Source organism: Acinetobacter sp. CIP 101966 (assembly GCF_000369725.1).
Taxonomy (GTDB): domain Bacteria; phylum Pseudomonadota; class Gammaproteobacteria; order Pseudomonadales; family Moraxellaceae; genus Acinetobacter; species Acinetobacter lwoffii_Q.
This window is the reverse complement of record NZ_KB850164.1, coordinates 189,613-209,868: the sequence shown is the minus strand read 5'-3', so window position 1 is coordinate 209,868 and position 20,256 is coordinate 189,613. Positions and strand designations below refer to the sequence as shown.

At 41.6% G+C, this 20,256-nt stretch carries 15 protein-coding genes and 1 pseudogene; 8 read left to right on the top strand and 8 right to left on the bottom strand.

Annotated features, from left to right (window positions below; all coding sequences use genetic code 11):
• The first annotated feature begins 161 nt into the window (after nt 1–161).
• Nucleotides 162–1,082 carry a Dyp-type peroxidase gene (locus tag F891_RS16405; protein ID WP_004644855.1) on the top strand — a complete coding sequence of 307 codons (921 nt, stop codon included), beginning with the start codon at nt 162–164 and terminating at the stop codon, nt 1,080–1,082.
• A 43-nt stretch (nt 1,083–1,125) separates the two neighbouring features.
• Here F891_RS16405 and F891_RS16400 read toward each other — a convergent pair whose 3' ends face one another.
• The 5 genes and pseudogenes from F891_RS16400 to F891_RS16380 form a co-directional block, all read right to left on the bottom strand.
• Nucleotides 1,126–1,998, bottom strand: coding sequence for a hypothetical protein (locus tag F891_RS16400; protein WP_004644854.1), 873 nt, complete (start codon nt 1,996–1,998; stop codon nt 1,126–1,128).
• 9 nt (nt 1,999–2,007) lie between these two features.
• A complete protein-coding gene (locus tag F891_RS16395) occupies nt 2,008–3,129 on the bottom strand; it encodes a lysozyme family protein (protein ID WP_228129164.1) in 1,122 nt (373 codons plus the stop codon).
• A gap of 23 nt (nt 3,130–3,152) precedes the next feature.
• Entirely contained in the window at nt 3,153–4,121 is a 969-nt protein-coding gene (locus tag F891_RS16390) for an IS30 family transposase (RefSeq protein ID WP_081398964.1), read from the bottom strand.
• Nucleotides 4,122–4,231: 110 nt separating this feature from the next.
• A pseudogene (locus F891_RS16385) lies at nt 4,232–5,284 on the bottom strand (LysM peptidoglycan-binding domain-containing protein); the annotation flags it as partial.
• Between the two features lie 15 nt (nt 5,285–5,299).
• The gene (locus tag F891_RS16380; RefSeq protein WP_005264646.1) at nt 5,300–8,104 is read right to left on the bottom strand and encodes a type VI secretion system Vgr family protein; all 2,805 of its coding nucleotides are present in this window, start codon (nt 8,102–8,104) and stop codon (nt 5,300–5,302) included.
• Between the two features lie 246 nt (nt 8,105–8,350).
• Here F891_RS16380 and F891_RS16375 point away from each other — a divergent pair, with 246 nt between their 5' ends.
• Both F891_RS16375 and F891_RS16370 read left to right on the top strand, forming a co-directional pair.
• The gene (locus F891_RS16375; protein ID WP_005264645.1) at nt 8,351–9,505 is read left to right on the top strand and encodes a methionine aminotransferase; all 1,155 of its coding nucleotides are present in this window, start codon (nt 8,351–8,353) and stop codon (nt 9,503–9,505) included.
• 128 nt (nt 9,506–9,633) lie between these two features.
• Nucleotides 9,634–10,998, top strand: a complete 1,365-nt coding sequence (locus F891_RS16370; protein WP_005105118.1) for an MATE family efflux transporter — start codon at nt 9,634–9,636, stop codon at nt 10,996–10,998.
• Nucleotides 10,999–11,115: 117 nt separating this feature from the next.
• Here the strand turns inward: F891_RS16370 and F891_RS16365 are convergent, their stop codons facing one another.
• The gene (locus F891_RS16365) at nt 11,116–11,964 is read right to left on the bottom strand and encodes an SDR family NAD(P)-dependent oxidoreductase (protein WP_005264644.1); all 849 of its coding nucleotides are present in this window, start codon (nt 11,962–11,964) and stop codon (nt 11,116–11,118) included.
• A 223-nt stretch (nt 11,965–12,187) separates the two neighbouring features.
• On the opposite strand from F891_RS16365, the gene F891_RS16360 reads away from it, so the two are divergent.
• The 3 genes from F891_RS16360 (at nt 12,188) to phoR (ending at nt 15,209) form a co-directional block, all read left to right on the top strand.
• Entirely contained in the window at nt 12,188–12,865 is a 678-nt protein-coding gene (locus F891_RS16360) for a TetR/AcrR family transcriptional regulator (RefSeq protein WP_005264643.1), read from the top strand.
• A 249-nt stretch (nt 12,866–13,114) separates the two neighbouring features.
• Entirely contained in the window at nt 13,115–13,825 is a 711-nt protein-coding gene (gene phoB / locus F891_RS16355; RefSeq protein WP_004280972.1) for a phosphate regulon transcriptional regulator PhoB, read from the top strand.
• A 25-nt stretch (nt 13,826–13,850) separates the two neighbouring features.
• On the top strand, nt 13,851–15,209 hold the full coding sequence (phoR, locus tag F891_RS16350; protein WP_005264642.1) for a phosphate regulon sensor histidine kinase PhoR: 1,359 nt from the start codon (nt 13,851–13,853) through the stop codon (nt 15,207–15,209).
• A 46-nt stretch (nt 15,210–15,255) separates the two neighbouring features.
• Here the strand turns inward: phoR and F891_RS16345 are convergent, their stop codons facing one another.
• Both F891_RS16345 and F891_RS16340 read right to left on the bottom strand, forming a co-directional pair.
• Entirely contained in the window at nt 15,256–15,906 is a 651-nt protein-coding gene (locus tag F891_RS16345; protein WP_005264641.1) for a glutathione S-transferase family protein, read from the bottom strand.
• 160 nt (nt 15,907–16,066) lie between these two features.
• Nucleotides 16,067–17,014, bottom strand: a complete 948-nt coding sequence (locus tag F891_RS16340; protein ID WP_005264633.1) for a pirin family protein — start codon at nt 17,012–17,014, stop codon at nt 16,067–16,069.
• 498 nt (nt 17,015–17,512) lie between these two features.
• On the opposite strand from F891_RS16340, the gene F891_RS16335 reads away from it, so the two are divergent.
• Complete coding sequence (locus tag F891_RS16335) at nt 17,513–18,835, top strand: GGDEF domain-containing protein (RefSeq protein WP_005264631.1); 1,323 nt, start codon at nt 17,513–17,515, stop codon at nt 18,833–18,835.
• A 190-nt stretch (nt 18,836–19,025) separates the two neighbouring features.
• The gene (locus tag F891_RS16330; protein ID WP_005108388.1) at nt 19,026–20,249 is read left to right on the top strand and encodes a GGDEF domain-containing protein; all 1,224 of its coding nucleotides are present in this window, start codon (nt 19,026–19,028) and stop codon (nt 20,247–20,249) included.
• Nucleotides 20,250–20,256: the final 7 nt, after the last annotated feature.

The following is a 20,256-nucleotide window of genomic DNA, read 5'->3' as shown; positions in this document are numbered from 1 at the left end:
GAATATTTAACTCAGCAAAACTTGCCCAATATTATATGAATTTTCCAATAAAATCAGGCTAAAAACTTGCTTAAATATAAGGCACTGCACTATTCACTCTGTCTAGCTTCAGGCACAATATGTACATTAAAAAACAGGATCTATCCTTATAGGAGCCATGAATGACAGCCCAATCGGTAATCTTGCCACTTCCTTCAGATCATGCTCGCTTTATTGTGTTACGTCTTAAAGATTTGAGTATTGAAAAATTAAAAGAACAACTCGAACATTTGTTTACTTCTCGTGATCGGCTGATCACGCAACACCCTCAAGCACAAATTAAAACAGGCGTAGCTTTTGGTCCTGAACTGTGGACAAAACTTTATGATCAAGCTCCTGCAGGCTTTAAACAGCTTGAACCCATTCATGGTTCGTTTGATATGCCGGTTGTTCCAGCAGATGTACTGATTCATATTGCCAGTGCCCGTGCTGATATCTGCTTTGCGCTCAGTCAAGCTTTTTTTGAAGGAATTCAGGACCAGGTTCAGGTGCTGGATGAGCGAGTTTGCTTCCGCTACTTTGATGGTCGTGATATTACCGGCTTCATCGATGGTACTGAAAATCCACAATTCCCGGATGATCGTGCTGAAGTCGCATTATTAGGTGAAGATTCAGGTATTTTCCAAGATGGTTCATTTATTTTTGCCCAGCGTTACGCGCATAACCTGGAAAAATGGAAAAAGCTAAAAGTTGATACTCAGGAACAGGTTATGGGTCGCACCAAGCTTGAATCCATTGAATTGGATGATGAAGTCAAACCTGAAAATGCGCACGTGGCACGTACTGTAGTTGAAGATGAAGAAGGCGAAGAAATGGAAATTCTACGTCATTCTCTGCCTTATGGTGACGGACGTGGTGACCAGGGTCTATTCTTTATTGCCTATACCAAAGACCTGAAAATTATTGATACTATGTTAGAACGTATGTTCGGTACCTCTGGCGATGGAATTCATGACGGTCTGCTGCATTTCGTAACACCTCTGGATGGTGCCTATTACTTTGCGCCAAGTGAGGAGCTGCTGGGAGAGGTTTTGGAAGGGTAAAAGAAAAAAGCCGGTGGAAGCCGGCTTTTTAAATTAATTATTCTTAGAATGAGAATTCTTTTTTATTATTTCCTTCAAAATATTTTATGTTTAAATCACCATCAATATTTACATTTTTTCCTGCATAAATATATTTTTCTGAAATTAAATTAAAATTTTTAACTTTCATAATCCTTAAATTAGCTCCCCCTTCATCAAAAAACGGAGATACTATTAAAAAGAAATCTTTTTCCCCTTTCAGAAAAACACTCATTCCATCTTGAGGGTTAATAAAATTATACTTATTTAATATTTTTTGCGAAGATATTAATCTCAAGTTATTACATTGATTTAATTTAATATTATTTATACACTTAAAATGAATATCAGATGAATAGGGCAACTTAGAAAATTCTTCAATACCATTTAATCTTAAGCCCTCTATTTTATTTACACGTCCTTTTTCAAACTTATAACATTCATTTTCAATATTAATATTATTATTTTCTAAAAAGTAGGTAGTCCCTGATAAACAAACTTTATTATCTTTTTTATTATATTTTATAATAGCAGGATCATCATTAATTTCCCTTAAATTACCATCGACAAAATTACCTACCATCTGAGGCACAGGAATTACTTTTTTTTCTAGAGGATCTAATATAACTATCAGCTTAACAACTCTACTTTCACCTTTACCTGTACTTCTATTATGATTTAAAATTAATAATATTTTATCATTTGAAAAATTAGGCAAATCTTTAATATGTTGATTATAGATTTCAATCTTGTTTCTAGAACAAAAATCAACAACTTCACTTTCAAAATAACATCTTGATACATTATTTGATGTTATTAATATATTTTCTTTTGGGTATGTACAACTTGAAAATAATAAACCATTAAAAAACAATGATAAAATTAATTTGGATTTCATATTTAAAACCTATTTATTTGAATGATAAGCATGAATTTTTTCAAATATAACTTTAACTTTTTCGGTAGAATGTTTATTTGCTTTATTCGTTTTAGATTCATGATAACCGATACTACCATCAGAAATAATTCCATATTTATTCTTTTCTCCCTTCGGTAAAGCAATTGAAGCCCACTCTTTCGAAGCATCAACCATGGCCTGCTCTACAGTTTTATCACCTTTAATAATCAAGCTGTAGATAGATGAACGACCTCTTAATAAATGCTCCTTAAAGACTCTTTCTTGCATAGCAGGATCATATAATTCATTACCACTCAAATTTAGTCTCGCTTTAGCTGCTGCTAAAGTAGAAGGAATTGTTTGATATTTTCCAGTGGCAAATCTTCTTCTATTGTCATCCCATCTATATTTTTTCGCAGCGTCTAAAATTTCATCAATAGTTTTTTCAGTGATTGTACCTGGCAAGTCATTCATTTTTCCGTATTTAACTCTTTTTCCTTCTGGAGCTCCTGCATTCCAAGCTTCATAGCTACCTTCACCACTAGCAATCGCATCACCTAATTCTTTTACCAGAGCCTCAATAGTTTGATCTGTTATTTTAGAAATAGTAGAAGTATTTACGATTATTCCTGCACAATTTAAAATAGAATTCATATTTAGTGATTTAATAATCTCAACTACCGGATTTCCATTGAGATCTTTAATTTCTTTTTTGAAGTATTCATCATTAAAGTAAATACTTGAGAATCTTGTCACATCAAAATGAACCCAAGTAGTTGCTCCATTTGCTCCACTCTTAAATTTTTTTGGTTCTAAATATATTTTATCAGAAGCCCTTTCTTCACTTGCTCTCATTTTTATAGTCATAATTTTTTTTCTAATAAACTCTATATCTTCTATAGCCTTAGTCCTCTTCCCATTTTTATTAATATGTATATCTAATGCTAAACCCATATGATTTACTGTAGTTCTGCCTTTTTTCTTATTATCATTTATACATCTATAACCAGATTCTATATAAGCCACTTCAAGACCTTTATATTTAAATTCATTTTTTAAATAAAAATTTAATGCTTTTAATATCCATATTAAAGATCTATGCAATCCTGGATATTCATTAGCAGTATTCAAACCAGATTTAATACCTGGCGAATTCAAACATGAGGTGCGACAGTTTGAAAAGTCTTATGATAATCAACAAGCTGAGCAAATTTCTCTAATGGTGTAAGCCAATCTAACGCTTTTCTAGGACGAGTATTCAGTGACATGGCAACTTGATTTAAATAATGCTGATCTGCCTGATTTAAATCAATCCCTTTAGGTAAATATTGCCTAATTAAACCATTCATATTTTCGCATGTGCCTTTTTGCCAGGGTGAATGTGGGTCACAGAAATATACATCTATGCCTAAATCTTCTTCAAGTATTTTATGTTCTGCCATCTCGCGTCCACGGTCATAGGTCAACGTTTTACGCAGTTCTGCAGGTAAATATTTCAGAGCTTCAGTTAAAGCCTTGCGCACTGATTCTGCCTTTGCATCAGGTAATGTTGCCAAGATACAGAGCCGTGTATTTCGTTCAATAAGTGTTGCTATCGAACTTTTATTGTCTTTACCTTTAATTAAATCAGCTTCCCAATGACCCGGTATTTTTCTTTCTTGAACTTCGGCTGGGCGCTCATGAATAGTTTTAATATCCTGTAATATAGAATCTTTTTTAGGTTCACCGTTAGCTTTTCGCTTTTTATTTTCATGACGCAGACAGGATAATAAGTCTTTTTTCAACTCACCCTTTGGTAATGCTCGTATCGTTGAATAAATCGTTGTATGGCTTACATTCATTGTTTGATCCAAATCAGGAAATGTCTTTAAACGCTTTGCTATTTGCTGAGGAGACCATAAACAACGGATCGCTTCAACAATAAATTTCCAGAGGATTGAATCGATTTTGAGTTTTCTGTGACCACGTCTACGTCTAGCGAAGGTGTTATCAGAAGCATATTGAGCTTGATAAACGTCATTGATGCTATTTCTTTTAAGCTCACGATAGATCGTACTAGGATGTCTTTTAATGAGTTCAGCAAATTTTCTGGCTGAAAAGCCTTCTTTTCTTGACTCAAGCATTAATGCAGTACGATCTTCAAAGTTAAGATGATGGTATGACAATTTTATATACTCCATAAACCCTTTAAATTAATTAGGTGGTTTATGTCGCACTTCAAGTTTTACTCTGCCCCTCTTCTATTATTACCATAACCTGAACACTGACCACAGGGACAACTAGCTTTAGTCATAAAATTTGCAATTCCATATTCATCACGGAACTTATCTAAAGCTGCTAAAAAACTTCCGCATATTTTTCCAGTTTCAGGAACCCCCATATAATCCCGTTGAAATTGCTTTATACATTCCGCTGTTAAAGGAGTAAATTCATCTGTAGGTAATGCGCCACCAAAGCCTGCTAGCCTGATATTAACCTCTCTAATAAGTTCACTTTTGCCTTGAGATATACATTGAGGATTAGTTTTACATAAATTGGAAGTATCAGTTTTCGGTGTTCCGCCATCCTGACTGCGATCCTCTTTCATATCAATTTTTATTGCATCCGATAAAGCTTTCTTACCTTCTTCATACCATTCATTAAGCTGCTCTAATGCTTTCTTCTCATACTCTTCAACTGTATTCACAATTCCTTTATCAGCCTGTTTAGTCTCTTTTTTACTTTTCTCTGATGATTGAGACTTATTATTTTGAGAAGCATTTTTTTGAGGGTTTGGCTTTCTATCAATACTTGTATTATTTCCTGTAGCAGGCATATTAATTGGAAGTTTAATTACTTGTCCTATGCTGATTTTATTGACATCTTTTATCCCATTCAGCCTTTCGAGCACTCGGATTGTGGTGTGATACTGTTGTGCAATAGATGATAAAGTTTCACCTTTTTTAACCTTATGTGTTTTACGTTTATAACTTCCTTTATTTTCATTATTTTCTAATGTTTTTAAATCCAAGAGAATTTTAGGACTTATAACCGTAACCAGCATACGGTCTTTCGCCATTATGAAAGTCTGAACTTTTTTCATACCTCCACCTAAAAGGCTTTTGACATATATATCTAAAACCGTTCCTTTGTCTCTTTGAATTTCATAAAGGCACCCCTTGGAATTGGTAGAACCCCGTACTACATGTTGACCTGTCTTACTATTTTTGACTTCATATTGAACTTTAGGAATTGGATTTCCTAACAAATCTAGAATTTGTACTGTTGCTAAAGACTTATTTGTCATTTTTATTTTTATCTCCTATTTATTATTCTGCTCAATCAGGTCATCAACATCATAACCTTGGACACTTAATCCCCATTCATCATTGAGCCCTACCAAAATTTCTACTTTAGAGGAATCAGCTGTAGTAATTTTTCCAGTACGACCGTGCGCATCAAGCTGACCTGAAATATACGAATTAGTATCAGGAATAAAAGCTTTATAATTTATTGAACTGAAATCGGACTGCCAAAATAGATCATATATATCCAGCCTATTGCTATATAAAGCATTATTCGGAAGCTGAGGTATTTCATAAGAGACTTTAGCCCCTCCCATAAAATTATGTTGCCCCGCCTTACACTCAAATTTTCCGCCAGTCGTGAAAAATACCCCGCCACTATTTACCTTAATTTGAGACCCTCCAGCGGTCAGTACAATCTCCTTCGGACTAGTGATTTCGATTTTGTCTTCAGTCGAAATGAGCTTGATTACCTTACGAGCGATCGCTTCAATTGCATCATCTTGGGCTTGTAGTTCAATTTTGCCTTTAGCGGCATAGACACTTGCGCCCTCTTGAGCAGCGAATAAACTGATCCGGTCCTGTGCATGAGCAACTAAAGACTTCTGTGTGGAAAAATGAATATTGTCCCCGGCACTCTGATTGATTTGCTGATCAGCGGATAAATGAATATTTTCATTTGTGCTCAGTGCAATCGTTTGGGGGGCAGTTAATAACATCACGGCCTGTTTAAATGCGATGGCCTTGGCTTGATCTTCAGCTTCAATCTGACTCAGAAACTGTTTTAAACTATCAAAAAATTGCAGCGGATCTGTCTGCTGTTGTTCAGCAATATCACTCAAGGCTTTACTATGATCGAGATTCGATTCAATCTGCTCTTTGGCACGACTCGCATCCAGGTGATTGCCTGCTGCTGAATCTTGCCGATAAGTGGAGATTAATAAGCCTTTTCCTGCACGTATGGCACCCCACTGGTCTGTCCTTAGTTCAAAACCTTCTCCTCGACCTTCGCTGCTTTCACTTTCTTTAGGATGGCTTAGATTTCCCAGATTGAGCTGACTGGCTGCATGACTACTTTGCAGCTGCGCACTAATCTGTTCAGGGGTATCATCGAAACGCAACTGGTTAAAGCCATCCCCATCGACCTCCTGAGAACGGATGCCACTGAGTTTTTTGGTCGCAGGAAGTTCTCCTTTTGCATCAAACATGGTCGGATGCCGTTCTGCTTCATGAATCCGTCCCACCACAAAGGGCCGGTCGATATCACCTTCAAAGAAGTCAATCACTACAATTTCGCCAATTCGCGGATGCAACCTGATGCCATAACCCTCACCCGCCCAAGGGGTCAAAACATCCACCCAAGCAGAATCGCTATCATTGTCATTGCTACCTGCGCCGCCATCATGCTGATGATCCTCACTCCGGGTAAACAGAAAACGAACTTTCACCCGCCCCCATGCATCGACATGAATCGTTTCACCTTCAGGTCCGACCACTCGAGCCCGTTGCGGATATGCAGCAGCAGGCCGATGAATGAAGGGGTGGTACTCAGGAACAACCTGGATTTCACGGCGCACCATCTGTAGTTCATTGGCCTGTCGTTCCTCCTGTGTCATCTGCCAGCCGCTCTTCTCAAGCAAACTGTCCAGCTGAGATAAGATATCTTTGGGTAAATTGTTCTGGTTATAAAACCGCTTAGCTAAAATCAGAAATTCACGTTGATGGGCAGGATGCTGATCAATTTCAGGATGCTGTTGCAGTTCAAACCAGTATCCAACCTGAGCATCTCGTACGCTGCTACTGGCTTTAAAATATTTAGACTGTAAAGCATGATAGTCACTGAGCTGCTGATTGAGTCGATCCAGTTGGGCTATACCAGATGCTGTCACCTGATCCTCATGATTTAAGTCGCCGGTCCAGGCCGGACTGATGTTCCACGCATCTTCAAGCTGAAGAGTGGCATTTGCATGGATATCACTTTGCTGATGATTACTGAATAAAGGCTGGCTTTGATCCTGGGCAAGTTGCTGGGCATGCCAGCGCTGGGTCCTGGTACTATTCGGATTGAGCTGACGTACCGCAATCAGACTGTTCAGCGTGTCGAGCTGTTCGGTGGCATGACTGCAATGAAACCGGATGGAGCGGCGTTTTAAAGCTGAAAAATATTGGGAATGATCTACCAGTTTTAAAAACTGAGCTTGAATCTCGCTGGCTGATACAGGCACAGTTAATTGCTTTTCATCGATCAACCAGTTAATTCCTTCGCTACGCCATAAACGGGTCAGAAAATCATAATCCGATTCATTCGACTGCATTACAAAAGGTCGGACATCATAGTCCCGGCTGAGTCCTGTCAAATCCAGGCTGAGACTGGCCGCGAATAATGCACTTCTGTTTTGCCATTCACTGAACAGGATTTCACTGATCTCGCGCACCGTCTTATTCATAAAAACCCGACTGTTACGGCGCTTCTGCCAGAGTGCAGTCGGATCATTTAGCGTCAATTTATACAGGGTCAAAGCTCCATCATTCTGCCCTTGACTGGCTGCAGTAATAATGCCCGTAGTCCGGAAAAGTTCACCCCGGTCTGTGACCTGATCAATGGCCACCCGACAGCCGATAAACTGTTTCAAGGCAATATGAGCATAAGTGGAAAGACAGATCAGTTCAGCCTGCAGACCTTGATTGATCTGATGCTGACCCTCAATCCGCTGAATCAAAACCTGATGATTTAAAGGAGGATGTGAAAACTGTAAATGTAGCGCACGATGCTGGCGCTTAAGCCCGAGCTGCTCCAGCAGCATATGGATAGGTTTTGGCATTTTATAGTTATAATTTTAAGCTTTATTATTGTGCGGCAAATTTTAGGAAAAGTTATCCATTTCGTCCAGTTCACGATGCATTTCACATAATTAGGCCTTTAATTTATGACTCTTCAATTAAAAATCTTAAATCGCATGTGGTACATCTTAATTAAAAATATTGCCCAATATTCCCTATTTTTCTGATTATCCTATACGGAACTTGCTGTTACACTCATTCAGATCTCATTCTTCAAGGCCAAAGACATGCTGAAACTCCCTTCTAAATTACCTGATTTGGGCGTGACCATTTTTAGTACCATGTCGGCCTTGGCACAAAAACTCGGAGCCTTGAATCTTTCTCAAGGATTTCCGGACTTTGCAGCGCCTCCTGCCTTGATTGAAGCTTTAAACCGGGCCAGCCAGAATGGATTTAACCAGTACGCACCGGGAGATGGTCTGCCAGTCTTGCGAAGTCTGGTGGCAGATCTCTATCAGCAGCGTGATCAACTGATTATTGATCCTGTCGAGGAAATCACGATTACCCCTGGAGCGACAATTGCGATTTTTTGTGCCATTCAAGCCACGGTGCGTGCCGGGGAAGAAGTGATTATTTTCGACCCGAGCTATGACAGTTATGGACCTGCGGTACAACTGGTCGGGGCAAAGCCAGTGCATATTGCTTTGCAGCATCCTGATTTTTCTGTGGACTGGAATCAGGTCAAAGATGCCATTAATGACCGTACCCGCATGATTATCGTGAATACTCCACATAATCCGAGTGGGAGTGTCTGGTCCAAGGCAGACTGGCAGCAACTGATCGAACTGATTCGCGAGCGCAATATTGTGGTGCTGTCCGATGAAGTCTATGAACATCTGGTTTTTGACGGCGTTCAGCACTATTCGGCCTGGTCATTTCCAGAACTTCGCGAGCGTAGCTTCGTAATTGGCTCTTTTGGTAAAACCTTCCATGTCACTGGCTGGAAAACCGGATTTTGTATTGCTGCACCGGCACTGATGAAAATGTTCAGACAGATTTATCAGTTTGCCAGCTTCTGCGGTGTGACACCCGTTCAGGTCGCCTTGGCGGAATATATGCAACTGCATCCTGAGCATATACGCGAACTGTCCTCTTTCTACCAAAACAAACGGGATTTATTTAACTCCTCCATTGAAATGTCACGCTTTAAATGGACACCCTCTCAAGGAACTTATTTTCAGAACTTAGATTATTCAGAGATTCGGCCTGAGCTCGATGATCTGTCCATGTGCCATTTTCTGGCAGAACAACATGGGATTGTGGCGATTCCAGTCTCCGCGTTCTACCAACACCCCCCTGCAGATTTACGTCTGCTCAGGTTCTGCTTTGCAAAAAAAGAACAAACCTTGATCCAGGCAGGTCAAATTCTTTCAAAGATTTAACTCATTTTTTAACTAAAAATCTCATAAAATAAATGCCTTAGTTACTTAAAAGCTAAGGCTTTTTTTTATATTCTGCCGAATAATAGCTGCATCAATAAATAGATGATAATTCAATCACAGGATGTCGCATGGCACAGCACTCACTGATTCATCAACAGAATTTATGGAAAGCCTTTCTGGTATTTCTGTTGCCATTAATTGCGACCAATATCCTGCAAAGTCTCTCCGGCACGATCAATACGGTTTTTGTGGGACAAATGCTCGGAGTGAATGCGATTGCTGCTGTTGCCGTTTTTTTCCCGATCCTGTTTTGTCTGATGGCCTTTGTGATTGGTTTATCGGCCGGCTCTACCGTATTGATTGGCCAGGCTTGGGGCGGGAAAAATATAGAAAAAGTGCGCTGTGTGGTCGGTTCAACTTTATTTATGACCTTGATTGGCGGCAGCTTGATTGCACTTTTTGGGGTAATTTTTGCTGAGAATATTCTCTTGGCGCTTGGCACAGATCCGGATGTGATGCATTTATCCTTGCCCTATGTGCAATGGATGCTGGCGGGTAGCCCCTTAATCTTTATCTATATTATTTATACTTCCATCTTGCGCGGTGTTGGGGATAGTACCACCCCCCTGTTTGCTTCCGCACTTACCATTGGGGTCGGGTTGGTGGTGACACCGGTACTGATTGCAGGTTATTTTGGCTTTCCTAAAATGGGTATAATCTCGCCGGCGATTGCCACCATTCTGGGAAATCTGGCGGTCCTGTTGTTTTTAATCCTGTATTTGAATTATAGGCAGCATCCGCTCAAACTCGACTGGGCCTTATTAAAAAATATTCGTCATCAACCACAGTTAAGTAGAATGATCTTGAAACTGGGGGTTCCTACTGGTGTGCAAATGGTCACCACTTCAGTTGCCGGACTGGTGATTGTCGGACTGGTCAACCGCTATGGTGCAGAAGCAACAGCGGCCTATGGCGCGGTCAATCAGGTCTTAAATTATATTCAATTTCCCGCTTTGTCGATTGCGATTGCCGCGTCTGTATTTGGTGCTCAAGCGATTGGTGCAGGTAAATCAGATCTGCTCAATAAAGTTACCCGGACTGCGCTGAGTATGAATATCCTGTTTACCGGCGGTCTGGTGATTCTGGCCTATCTGTTCTCCAAATATCTGATGGCGCTATTTATTACCGATCCTAAGGTTGTAGTACTAGGACAACAACTGCTGTTTATTGTGCTGTGGTCAATACTGTTTTTTGGCGCCAGTGCCATTTTTGCTTCAATCATGCGCTCGAGTGGTACGGTGACCGTGCCAATGTTAATCAACATTTTTGCCATTCTCTGTATTGAAGTTCCCGCCGCTTATCTGTTTAGCCGGTGGTGGGGTCTGGAAGGTATCTGGTATGCCTACGCGTTGGCCTTTGTCAGCCTGTGTATTTTGCAGGGACTGTATTACCAGTTGGTCTGGAAGAAAAAAACGGTTGAAGCGTTGATTTAGATGCAGGTTTTTTTACGTGCCTAAAGCATTACAGGAGTTAATACTCTCATTTGCAAAAAATTAGCCCCTATCACAGCGATAAAAAAACCCGCTTTCGCGGGTCTGTTTTACAATTTCTTAAGCAGACTTTTTCTTTCTTTTACCAAATTGGGTCGCCAGTGCAGTGACATGCTGATAACCGGTCGGCAAGATTCGCTGAATCAGGTCTATCGCTTTGGCATCATTGCCGATGAGCAGACGGCGCTTGTCTTTTTGTACCGCCTCCAGAATTTGACGGGCAGCTTCTGTAGGTGGACAACGCAATAATTTATTAAAATTACGGGCCGATTTTTCCGGATTCATACCTAAAGTCAGCAGGCTGTTATTCATTTTTGCTGCATTGGCAATGTTGGTACGGATCCCGCCCGGATGCACACAGAGCGCACTGACTCCGCAATTTTCCATGTCCAGTTCCTGACGCAGGGATTCAGTAAAACCACGTACTGCAAACTTGGTCGCATTATAAGCAGACTGGGTCGGCTGAGCTGTTAAACCAAACAGGCTGGAAATATTGATGACATGACCATCGCCAGTTTTCTTGATCAATGGCAGGAATTCTTTGGTACCGTAAACCACGCCCCAGAAATTGATTCCGACGATCCATTCCAGCTCTTCATAAGATGCCCCTTCAACGGTTGAACCCAGTGCAACGCCGGCATTGTTAAAGATCATATTGATACTGCCATGATCCTGTTCGACCTGTGCCGCCCAGTTACGCACCTGTTCCAGTTCAGCCACATTTACTTTCTGAATGGTGACACGGACATCACTCTCTTTAAGCAATTCGAGCGTTTGTGCCAAACTCTGTTCATTGATATCACTGAGGGCCAAATGACAACCCTGCTGAGCCAGTAATACTGCCAGTTGCTGGCCAATACCTGAACCGGCACCGGTAATCGCAGCGACTTTATTGTTAAAATTTTTCATTCAATTTCCTTATGTAAAGAACTGCCATTCCATGACAGCAGGATCTTGTTATGTTGTTTCAGGAGTTAGCACAGATCCTCAATATAGTTTTGACAATATGGATTGTCAATAATTATCTCCTATCTTTAAAGGCCAAATTTCAGGGCAGCATTTCCATATAGGTCTAAGCGTGATTTATTGCTAAGATATTCAAAATCTTCATGCAGATGAGCACATAGGCCTTATGACTGATTCAACCGACTCAGCAGCAAAATCACGCCCCTCCAAGAGCAAGGAACGTCAGTTTAAAGGCCTGTCGATGGCTGAAAGGCAGCAGGCACGTCGTGAAAAGCTGATCGAAGCGGGGATTGAAGCCTATGGCCGTCACGGCTTTTTTTCAGTTACGGTCAAAGATATCTGCAATGAAGCCAAGCTGACCGAACGTTATTTTTACGAATCTTTCAAGAAAAGCGAACATCTGTTTCAGACCATTTTCTTAAAACTGATTGATGAGCTGCAACAGAATGTCATGCAGGCCATGATGCAGGCCTCCACCGATCCAAAAAAAATGATCGAGGCGGGTCTGACCGCTTTGCTCACTACCCTGCGTGACAATCCACGTATGGCCAGGATCATTTATATTGATGCCATGCTGGTGCAGGAACTGCATAATCAGGCCACTATTCATGAAACCATGTCACGTTTCGACCGCATGATTCATGCCTTTGTCATGTTGATGATGCCGCAATTAAATCGCAGTGAGCAGGAAATTTCCCTGGTTTCGACCGGTTTGAATGGCTATGTCACCCAAATTGCTATTCGTTGGGTGATGAGCGGTTTTAAGCATTCGCTTGAGGAAGTTTTATCGTCTTGTAGTGTGGTTTTTTTGGCGCTGCTCGAGTCATATTCAGAGAAAAAATAGATTTTAAATCATGTGTTTAATAGATTTCTATCTCTTCTGTAGTAAATGCAATCTTTATGCTGTACTACGAAAATGAGTAAAATTAATTTATGATTTTTTAACAAGTTTCCGCGCTATATTTGTCACAAATCTTTTCGAATTTCAGCAGTTTTTCCCTTTCTGCAATGATACTGTCATAATTAGTCTTTGTAATAAGCCTGTCATAAATATAAAACGGTTCACCGTTTACATGAAATAGGGTATTGCGTTGTGAAAGATGACTACATATTAATCGTCGATGACGAGCTCCCGATTCGGGAAATGATCCATACCTCTCTGGATATGGCCGGTTTTCAGTGCTTACAGGCAGAAGATGCCAAGCAGGCGCATCAGATGATTGTGGATCAGCGTCCGGCACTGATTTTGCTGGACTGGATGATGCCGGGTGGTGTCAGCGGTGTAGATCTGTGTCGTCGTCTGAAACGTGATGAAAGCCTCTCGGAAATTCCGGTGATCATGCTCACAGCGCGCGGTGAAGAAGACCATAAGGTACAAGGTCTGGATGCCGGTGCCGATGACTACATGACCAAGCCATTCTCGACTAGGGAACTGGTCTCCCGGATTAAGGCGGTGCTTCGCCGCGCCAATGCCCTGAGCGGTGAAAAAACCATTGATGCCAATGGTCTGATTCTGGATCCGGTCAGCCAGCGGGTGAATTTTGGCAATAACATTCTGGAAATGGGGCCGACTGAATACCGTTTGCTGGCATTCTTTATGACCCATCCGGAACGTGCCTATACCCGTGCGCAATTGCTGGATCAGGTGTGGGGCGGTAACGTTTATATTGAAGACCGGACCATCGACGTGCATATCCGCCGTTTGCGTAAAGTGCTGGAACCTTATGGTGTAGACCGTTTTGTACAGACCGTTCGCGGAACAGGCTATCGCTTTTCGACCCGTTCAGATGTCGCTTTAGGTTAATATCTTTTAAGGTAAATCTTGTTTTATGTATGAACCCTACCCTGTCCCCGAACTGGCACGCGAACACAAAAGAATCCGTTACAGCAGTTTATGGGATTTTGCGAAGCAGGATTTACGCCTACTGGCTTTTTTCCTAATTATCGCCAGCTTTATCGGTTTTGGGATTGGGTATTTCTGGATTTGTATCGTAATTGCCTTCGTGGCATTCTTTGCGACCCAAATGCGTTCCTTATATCTGGTCAATGAATGGATTTCCAATCGCCCTTATGATGTTCCACCGAATATTGGCGGGATTTGGGGTGCGCTACTTTTCAATGTTTATCGCGCCCAACGTCAGGAACGGATTGTTCAGGCGGAAATGGTCGAACTGATTGATCGTGCACAATCTTCGCTGGTGGCCTTGCAAGAAGCTGTGGTGCTGCTTGATGAAAACCAGCAGATTGAATGGTGGAATCCGGCGGCTGAACGTCTGCTCGGAATCTCCAGTGATGACCGTCGCCGTAATATCCTGACCTTGTTACGCCAACCGAGCTTTATCGAATATTATCACCATATTGATGAATCTCCCGACGGCCTGAAAATGCGTTCTTCGCTGTTTGAAGACCACTATGTGCAGGTTAAAATGACCCGTTTTGGCGGAGAAAGTCGGGTACTGGTCGCTTATGATGTGACCCGGATGCACAATCTGGAACAGATGCGAAAGGATTTCGTCGACAATATTTCCCATGAACTGCGCACTCCTTTGACCGTACTCAGTGGCTATATTGAAACCTTTACCGATCAGGAAGATATCAATCCACGCTGGAAACGCGCTTTTGATCAAATGCAGTCGCAAACCCGACGCATGAATGCACTGGTCAACGACCTGCTGCTGCTGTCACGTCTGGAAAATGATAAGAATATTGCCAAAAACCAGATCATTGAAATGCCGAGTCTGATGAACCAGCTATTCGATGATGCCCAGGCCTATAATATTGATTATGGTCATACCCTGAATCTGGACATTGACAGTCATTGCGATCTGATCGGTTCAGATATGGAACTGGCTAGCGCTTTTAGCAACCTGATTACCAATGCCATCAAGTATACGCCTAAAGGCGGCACCATCACCATCGGCTGGCATGATGATGGCGAATCTGCCTATTTTGTGGTGCAAGATAACGGCATCGGTATTGATCCCAAACATCTGCCACGTCTGACCGAGCGTTTTTACCGCATCGATTCAGACCGTAGCCGCCGGACTGGTGGTACCGGTTTGGGATTGGCAATTGTTAAACATGTGCTGATGCAACATCAGGCACATCTAGAAATTGAGTCCAAGGAAAACCAAGGTTCCACATTTAAGGTAGTTTTCCCCAAAGAGCGTCTCAGCTTTCCAGAATAAGATAACCCTCAAAAAAGGTGCCATCGGCACCTTTTCTTTTAAGCGTTTAAAAGCTGATCTGTTTTTCTTTGGACAGTGCATGCGCATAAGCAGCACGTTGCGAGACCCGTTTCAGATAGGCTTGAATCGCTGGATAGCTTTGACCCGTCCGGCTTTGCATGGCCTCCAAAGGAAAACTCATCTGAATATCGGCAAAACTGAAATGACCGGCAAAATAATCATGCTCACTCAAATAGCTTTCCAGAAACTGGATATGATCTTTTAAACGGCTCTGCACAAACTGTTTCTTCACTCCATCGCAGATTTTCTTGGCCACCGGCCGAATCAGCAACGGGGTATGTTTTGGTACAGTGGTCATCACCAGTTGCATTACCAGCAGCGGCATCAACGAGCCTTCCGCATAATGCATCCAGTAACGGTACTGGGCCTTGTCGGCAATATCTTCTGGGCGAAACTGCTGCTGTTCATCATAAGTTTCCTGCAAATATTCCAGGATCGCCGCAGATTCTGCCAGTACCTGCGACTGATCGACCAGAATCGGAGCCTTACCCAACGGATGGATCTGTTTTAAGGCCGGTGGCGCAGAAAGGTTGGGTTGACGTTTATAGTATTTAACCTCGTAATCCAGTCCTAATTCTTCCATGGCCCACAGGATACGAAATGATCGTGATTGTTCGAGATGATGTAAAACACGCATATTAGACTCATGATTTTATTGTTCTTACTTTTCGAGCATAGCAAAAAGCAGCAGACTCTAGCTCATTTTTTGATGACTGTAATGATATGTATCCTATGTTGTAGATTCACTATTTGAGTTCAACTCAGACAGCGCTCCATATTCCCATCATTTTTAGCATTTATCGGGAAGCACGCATCTGGTCTGGAAATGCAGGCGCTTCTAAACGTGGCCCATCATAGGCAGGAATGGAACCAAAACGTTCATGACCTTCAATCCATTGTTCCCGCGCAATTTTAAGTTCCTCTGTCGTACGCCCAACCAGATTCCACCACAGTAAAATCGGGCTTTCAAATGGTTCCCCACCAATCAATAGCACCCGGCTCCCGGTATGAATTTCAGCATTGACTTGCTGCAACCCCGGCTCCAGGATCAGCATATTATCTTCAGTCAGTTCATGCCCATTAATGCTGGCCGTCCCTTCAAGCACCATAAAGCCATATTCAAATTTCGGATTCAGCGGCAAGCGCGCACTGGTACTTTGAGCTGCATACAGGTCTACTCCGAGTAGTTCGCTATGTACTTTAACCGGTGATCTCGTTTTTAAATATTCTCCGACCAGCACGGTAAATTCAATGCCTTGCTCATTGACGACCGGCAATTCAGGATAATGTTCAAAACCTGGTGCCATATTGATCTTGTCGTCCGGCAAGGCAATCCACAACTGTGCTGCATGCATATGGGTCTCACTTTCCGGAGAAACTTCAGTATGTGAGATACCATAGCCCGAGGTCATCAGATTGACCTGCTTGGGACGAATCAACTGCTGATTTCCCAGACTGTCATTGTGCATCATGCTGCCTTCGATCATCCAAGTAAAGGTCTGCAGACCAATGTGTGGATGAGGGCCGATATCCAGACCATCTCCTTGCGGGAAAATGGCCGGACCCGCATGATCCAGAAAACACCAGGCACCTATCATGCGCTTATGTCTGCTTGGCAAGGCACGTTTAATCACGGTGCCCTGTCCGATTTCCGCGCGACGTAAAGGAAACTCCTGAATAAACTGATTCACATACTTTTCGCAATCATCAGAATTCGACAGTTCAATATCACTATTATTCGACATGGCTGAGCTTACCTCGGCATTTTCATTCTACTTTTTGAGTGGGTGAGACATGTATTTGACCGATTCAAGATGCCTCTCTGTTCAGGACAATGTACAGGGTCTATGGGCAAAATCTATCCCTGGAAATATTTAGATACGTATAAAACGCCTCACTAGTCCCATCAATTTAAATTCTGAAAAGCTGATGAGATTTATATTCAAAGCCCCAAACTTGAGTTTTAACAAGTCAATCATGATTTAGGTACATGACGTTAGGAGTTTAAATAAACTGAAGATCAGGAATGTCATTTATGTTTCACGTGAAACGAATCCACAACAACTAAAGACCCCAATGAATAAGATGATTATTCATGTATTTCAATCACTTTCAATTTTATAAAACACAAATTTTGTTACGTTTTAGCTTTAAAAACTTCCCGGATACCCAATTTTTGGGAGGTTATTTTTTACTCAAACACGGCATAATAGGCACCTATAAAAATAATACTGGACCAGGACATGTCTGCTCAGAATGAGAATATATATTCAACGGCGAATGTATCTTTTCAAAATTCGACGACCGATAAATCACTGAAATTATCTGAATGTGATCTGCAAAACCGTCAGCTGATTGAACAGGCGCTGACAGATCCTCATGCCCGTATCCCTGCCCTGTTTCAGCAGTATTTTCATGATTATGTCTATACGCATAGTCATCATAACTTGCGTCAAATTAACTATCTGGCGCAAATTGCCTTTTTACTGTATTTCTTTGCCGATATCCTGATTATTCCAGACATGTTTTTTATTTCTGGTCTGATGCGCGTCGTTCTGGTTCTGGGGGCGATGTTTTGCTGTTATTACCTGTTTAAAAAATATAAAAATATTCAGATTTTGGACAGAATCTTGCCGATAGGCACCACTGTAGCTGCAGCGGCCTGGATTAGCTTACTCGCGCTTTCAACCAGTCCCCATGTTGCCACCTATATTTATGCCTCTGCGATCTTTATTCTTATCGCCAATCTCTGTGTGCAGACCCAGTTTAAAGTCGCAGTCTATTGCTCCATCTTGATTGCGCTGTTTATCATGCTTGGGGTGACCCAGTTCATGAGTGCCTCTCAAGCCTTTATTTTTAGTGTGGTCTTTAGTCCACTGTGGTTTTTTAGCATTTATATTAACTGGAATAATATTCTGAATGTGCGGCGTTCTTTTCTGCGCTCCCTGCTTGATGAATGGAACTATCAAACCTTAAAGAATCTGGCACATACCGATGATTTGACCCAGCTCTACAACCGTCGCCATTTTGTCGATATGGCTGAACGCTCTATTCATCAATGGCCCAAACATGCCAGTAGCTGCCTGTTGATGTTTGATGTGGATCATTTTAAAAATATTAATGATAGCTATGGGCATGATGTCGGTGATCGGGTGCTACAACTGATTGCTGAAGTGACCCGTAAAGAAATGCGGCATAGCGATGTACTGGCACGTTTTGGCGGGGAAGAGTTTATCGCTCTCCTGGAAGATACTCAGCTACAAGACAGCCTGGTGATTGCAGAACGAATTCGTTGTGCAATTCAAAAGCAGTATATTTATGTTGAATCCAATCATGCCATCCGGTTCACCATTTCGATCGGTGTTGCAGAACTAGAATCCCATACCCAGACTCTGGAAGATCTGATCAAACAAGCCGATATTGCCTTATATCAAGCCAAGAAGTCTGGCCGAAACCGGATTGAAGTCTATCATCCGGATATGCTGAATAAGCCCAAGCCAGCAACAGAAAATCCCTGGAATGTATTTAAGCCAGACACTCAACCAGCCCAGTCAACGGCGAATTAAAGCTGAATCATTAGTCTGTTCTATAAGCTAGGATCATTCTTAGAATGCGTTAATCGGGGATTTCATTTTATAAAATAAATTTGATTCTTCCACTTTTAAAATATCCAACAAAAGAATAGAATATTTTTTATACAACTATATATAAATTTCATCTTATTCATTTTTATATATTTTAATTTGGGAAGGCTGCATGCCGCATGATAACGAAAAAGAATCACGTACCCTGATTCAGGAGGCTCTTCAAGATCCGCTTGTTCGTATTCCTGCACCTCTAAAACCGGCCTACTATGCTCATCAGAAAAAACTCACTTTAAAATACTTATTACAGGTCAATTTATTCGCACAGCTGGCATATGCCTCTTATACCCTCGCCGATATTCTGGTGCTGAATGATATTCTCAAGTTACTCATTTTGACCAAAATCAGCTATACCATCCTGATCGTACTGATCACGATCTGGATGTATCACTCTTACCGCAATCTGCCTGTCTTTGATCTGCTCTTGCCTACCTCGATTATTGGTGCAAGTGCCATCTGGTTTTTTAATCTGAATCAGTCTGAAAGTGCTTATACCCTCATTTATCAATATGCCTCCTTAGTCTTTATTGTACTGGCCAATTTATGTGTGCAGATCCGGTTCTGGCCGTCTTTGATTACTTCAAGTCTGATTACCCTGATGATTTACATCGGTGTATATTTCAATACTCGGTCTGACCTGTACCAGATGTTTTTATTTTCCCTGATTTATCTGCCGGTATTGACCTTCAGTCTTTATATTAGTTGGAGCTCAACCTTAAAATCACGCATGGTATTCTTGCAGCATACCCTGAATGAATATAACCGGCAGGCCTTTGAAAATATGGCCCATACCGATTCCCTCACCGGCCTGAATAACCGTCGCTGTTTTGAATATCTCGCGCAACAACTGGTACAACAGAATTTTGATCAACCGGTACCTATGAGTTTACTGGTATTTGATGTCGATCATTTTAAGCAGATTAATGATCGTTATGGTCATGATATCGGAGATCAGGTCTTACAGACGATTGCCCTGAGCACACGCAGTGAAATGCGACAGCATGATATTTTGGCACGCTATGGCGGTGAAGAATTTATTGCATTTTTACCCGAAACCTCTCTGGATGAAGCGCTAAAAGTTGCCGAGCGTTTAAGGCATAACATTGAAAATATTGTGATCGATCTAGACAGCCAGCATCGTTTCAGTTTTAGCATTTCGATTGGTGCTGCCATTCTGGAAAGCTGTGAAACAGATTTAATGACCCTGATTAAACAGGCCGATATTGCCTTATATCAGGCTAAAGCCAATGGACGGAATCGGGTTGAAGCTTATGATCCAGATCTGGAGCAAAGTTTAGCTGGGGAGCTGCAAAACTGGCAGGTTAAACCGGCTTAAATTACCC

Bases quoted from the DNA above. Each gene is read 5' to 3' on its own strand.
- F891_RS16380 (WP_005264646.1), bottom strand. From the start codon at position 8,104: ATGCCAAAACCTATCCATATGCTGCTGGAGCAGCTCGGGCTTAAGCGC.
- F891_RS16340 (WP_005264633.1), bottom strand. From the start codon at position 17,014: ATGTCGAATAATAGTGATATTGAACTGTCGAATTCTGATGATTGCGAA.
- F891_RS16400 (WP_004644854.1), bottom strand. From the start codon at position 1,998: ATGAAATCCAAATTAATTTTATCATTGTTTTTTAATGGTTTATTATTT.
- F891_RS16375 (WP_005264645.1), top strand. From the start codon at position 8,351: ATGCTGAAACTCCCTTCTAAATTACCTGATTTGGGCGTGACCATTTTT.
- F891_RS16360 (WP_005264643.1), top strand. From the start codon at position 12,188: ATGACTGATTCAACCGACTCAGCAGCAAAATCACGCCCCTCCAAGAGC.
- F891_RS16370 (WP_005105118.1), top strand. From the start codon at position 9,634: ATGGCACAGCACTCACTGATTCATCAACAGAATTTATGGAAAGCCTTT.
- F891_RS16405 (WP_004644855.1), top strand. From the start codon at position 162: ATGACAGCCCAATCGGTAATCTTGCCACTTCCTTCAGATCATGCTCGC.
- F891_RS16330 (WP_005108388.1), top strand. From the start codon at position 19,026: ATGCCGCATGATAACGAAAAAGAATCACGTACCCTGATTCAGGAGGCT.
- F891_RS16345 (WP_005264641.1), bottom strand. From the start codon at position 15,906: ATGCGTGTTTTACATCATCTCGAACAATCACGATCATTTCGTATCCTG.
- F891_RS16390 (WP_081398964.1), bottom strand. From the start codon at position 4,121: ATGCTTGAGTCAAGAAAAGAAGGCTTTTCAGCCAGAAAATTTGCTGAA.
- F891_RS16335 (WP_005264631.1), top strand. From the start codon at position 17,513: ATGTCTGCTCAGAATGAGAATATATATTCAACGGCGAATGTATCTTTT.
- F891_RS16365 (WP_005264644.1), bottom strand. From the start codon at position 11,964: ATGAAAAATTTTAACAATAAAGTCGCTGCGATTACCGGTGCCGGTTCA.
- phoR (WP_005264642.1), top strand. From the start codon at position 13,851: ATGTATGAACCCTACCCTGTCCCCGAACTGGCACGCGAACACAAAAGA.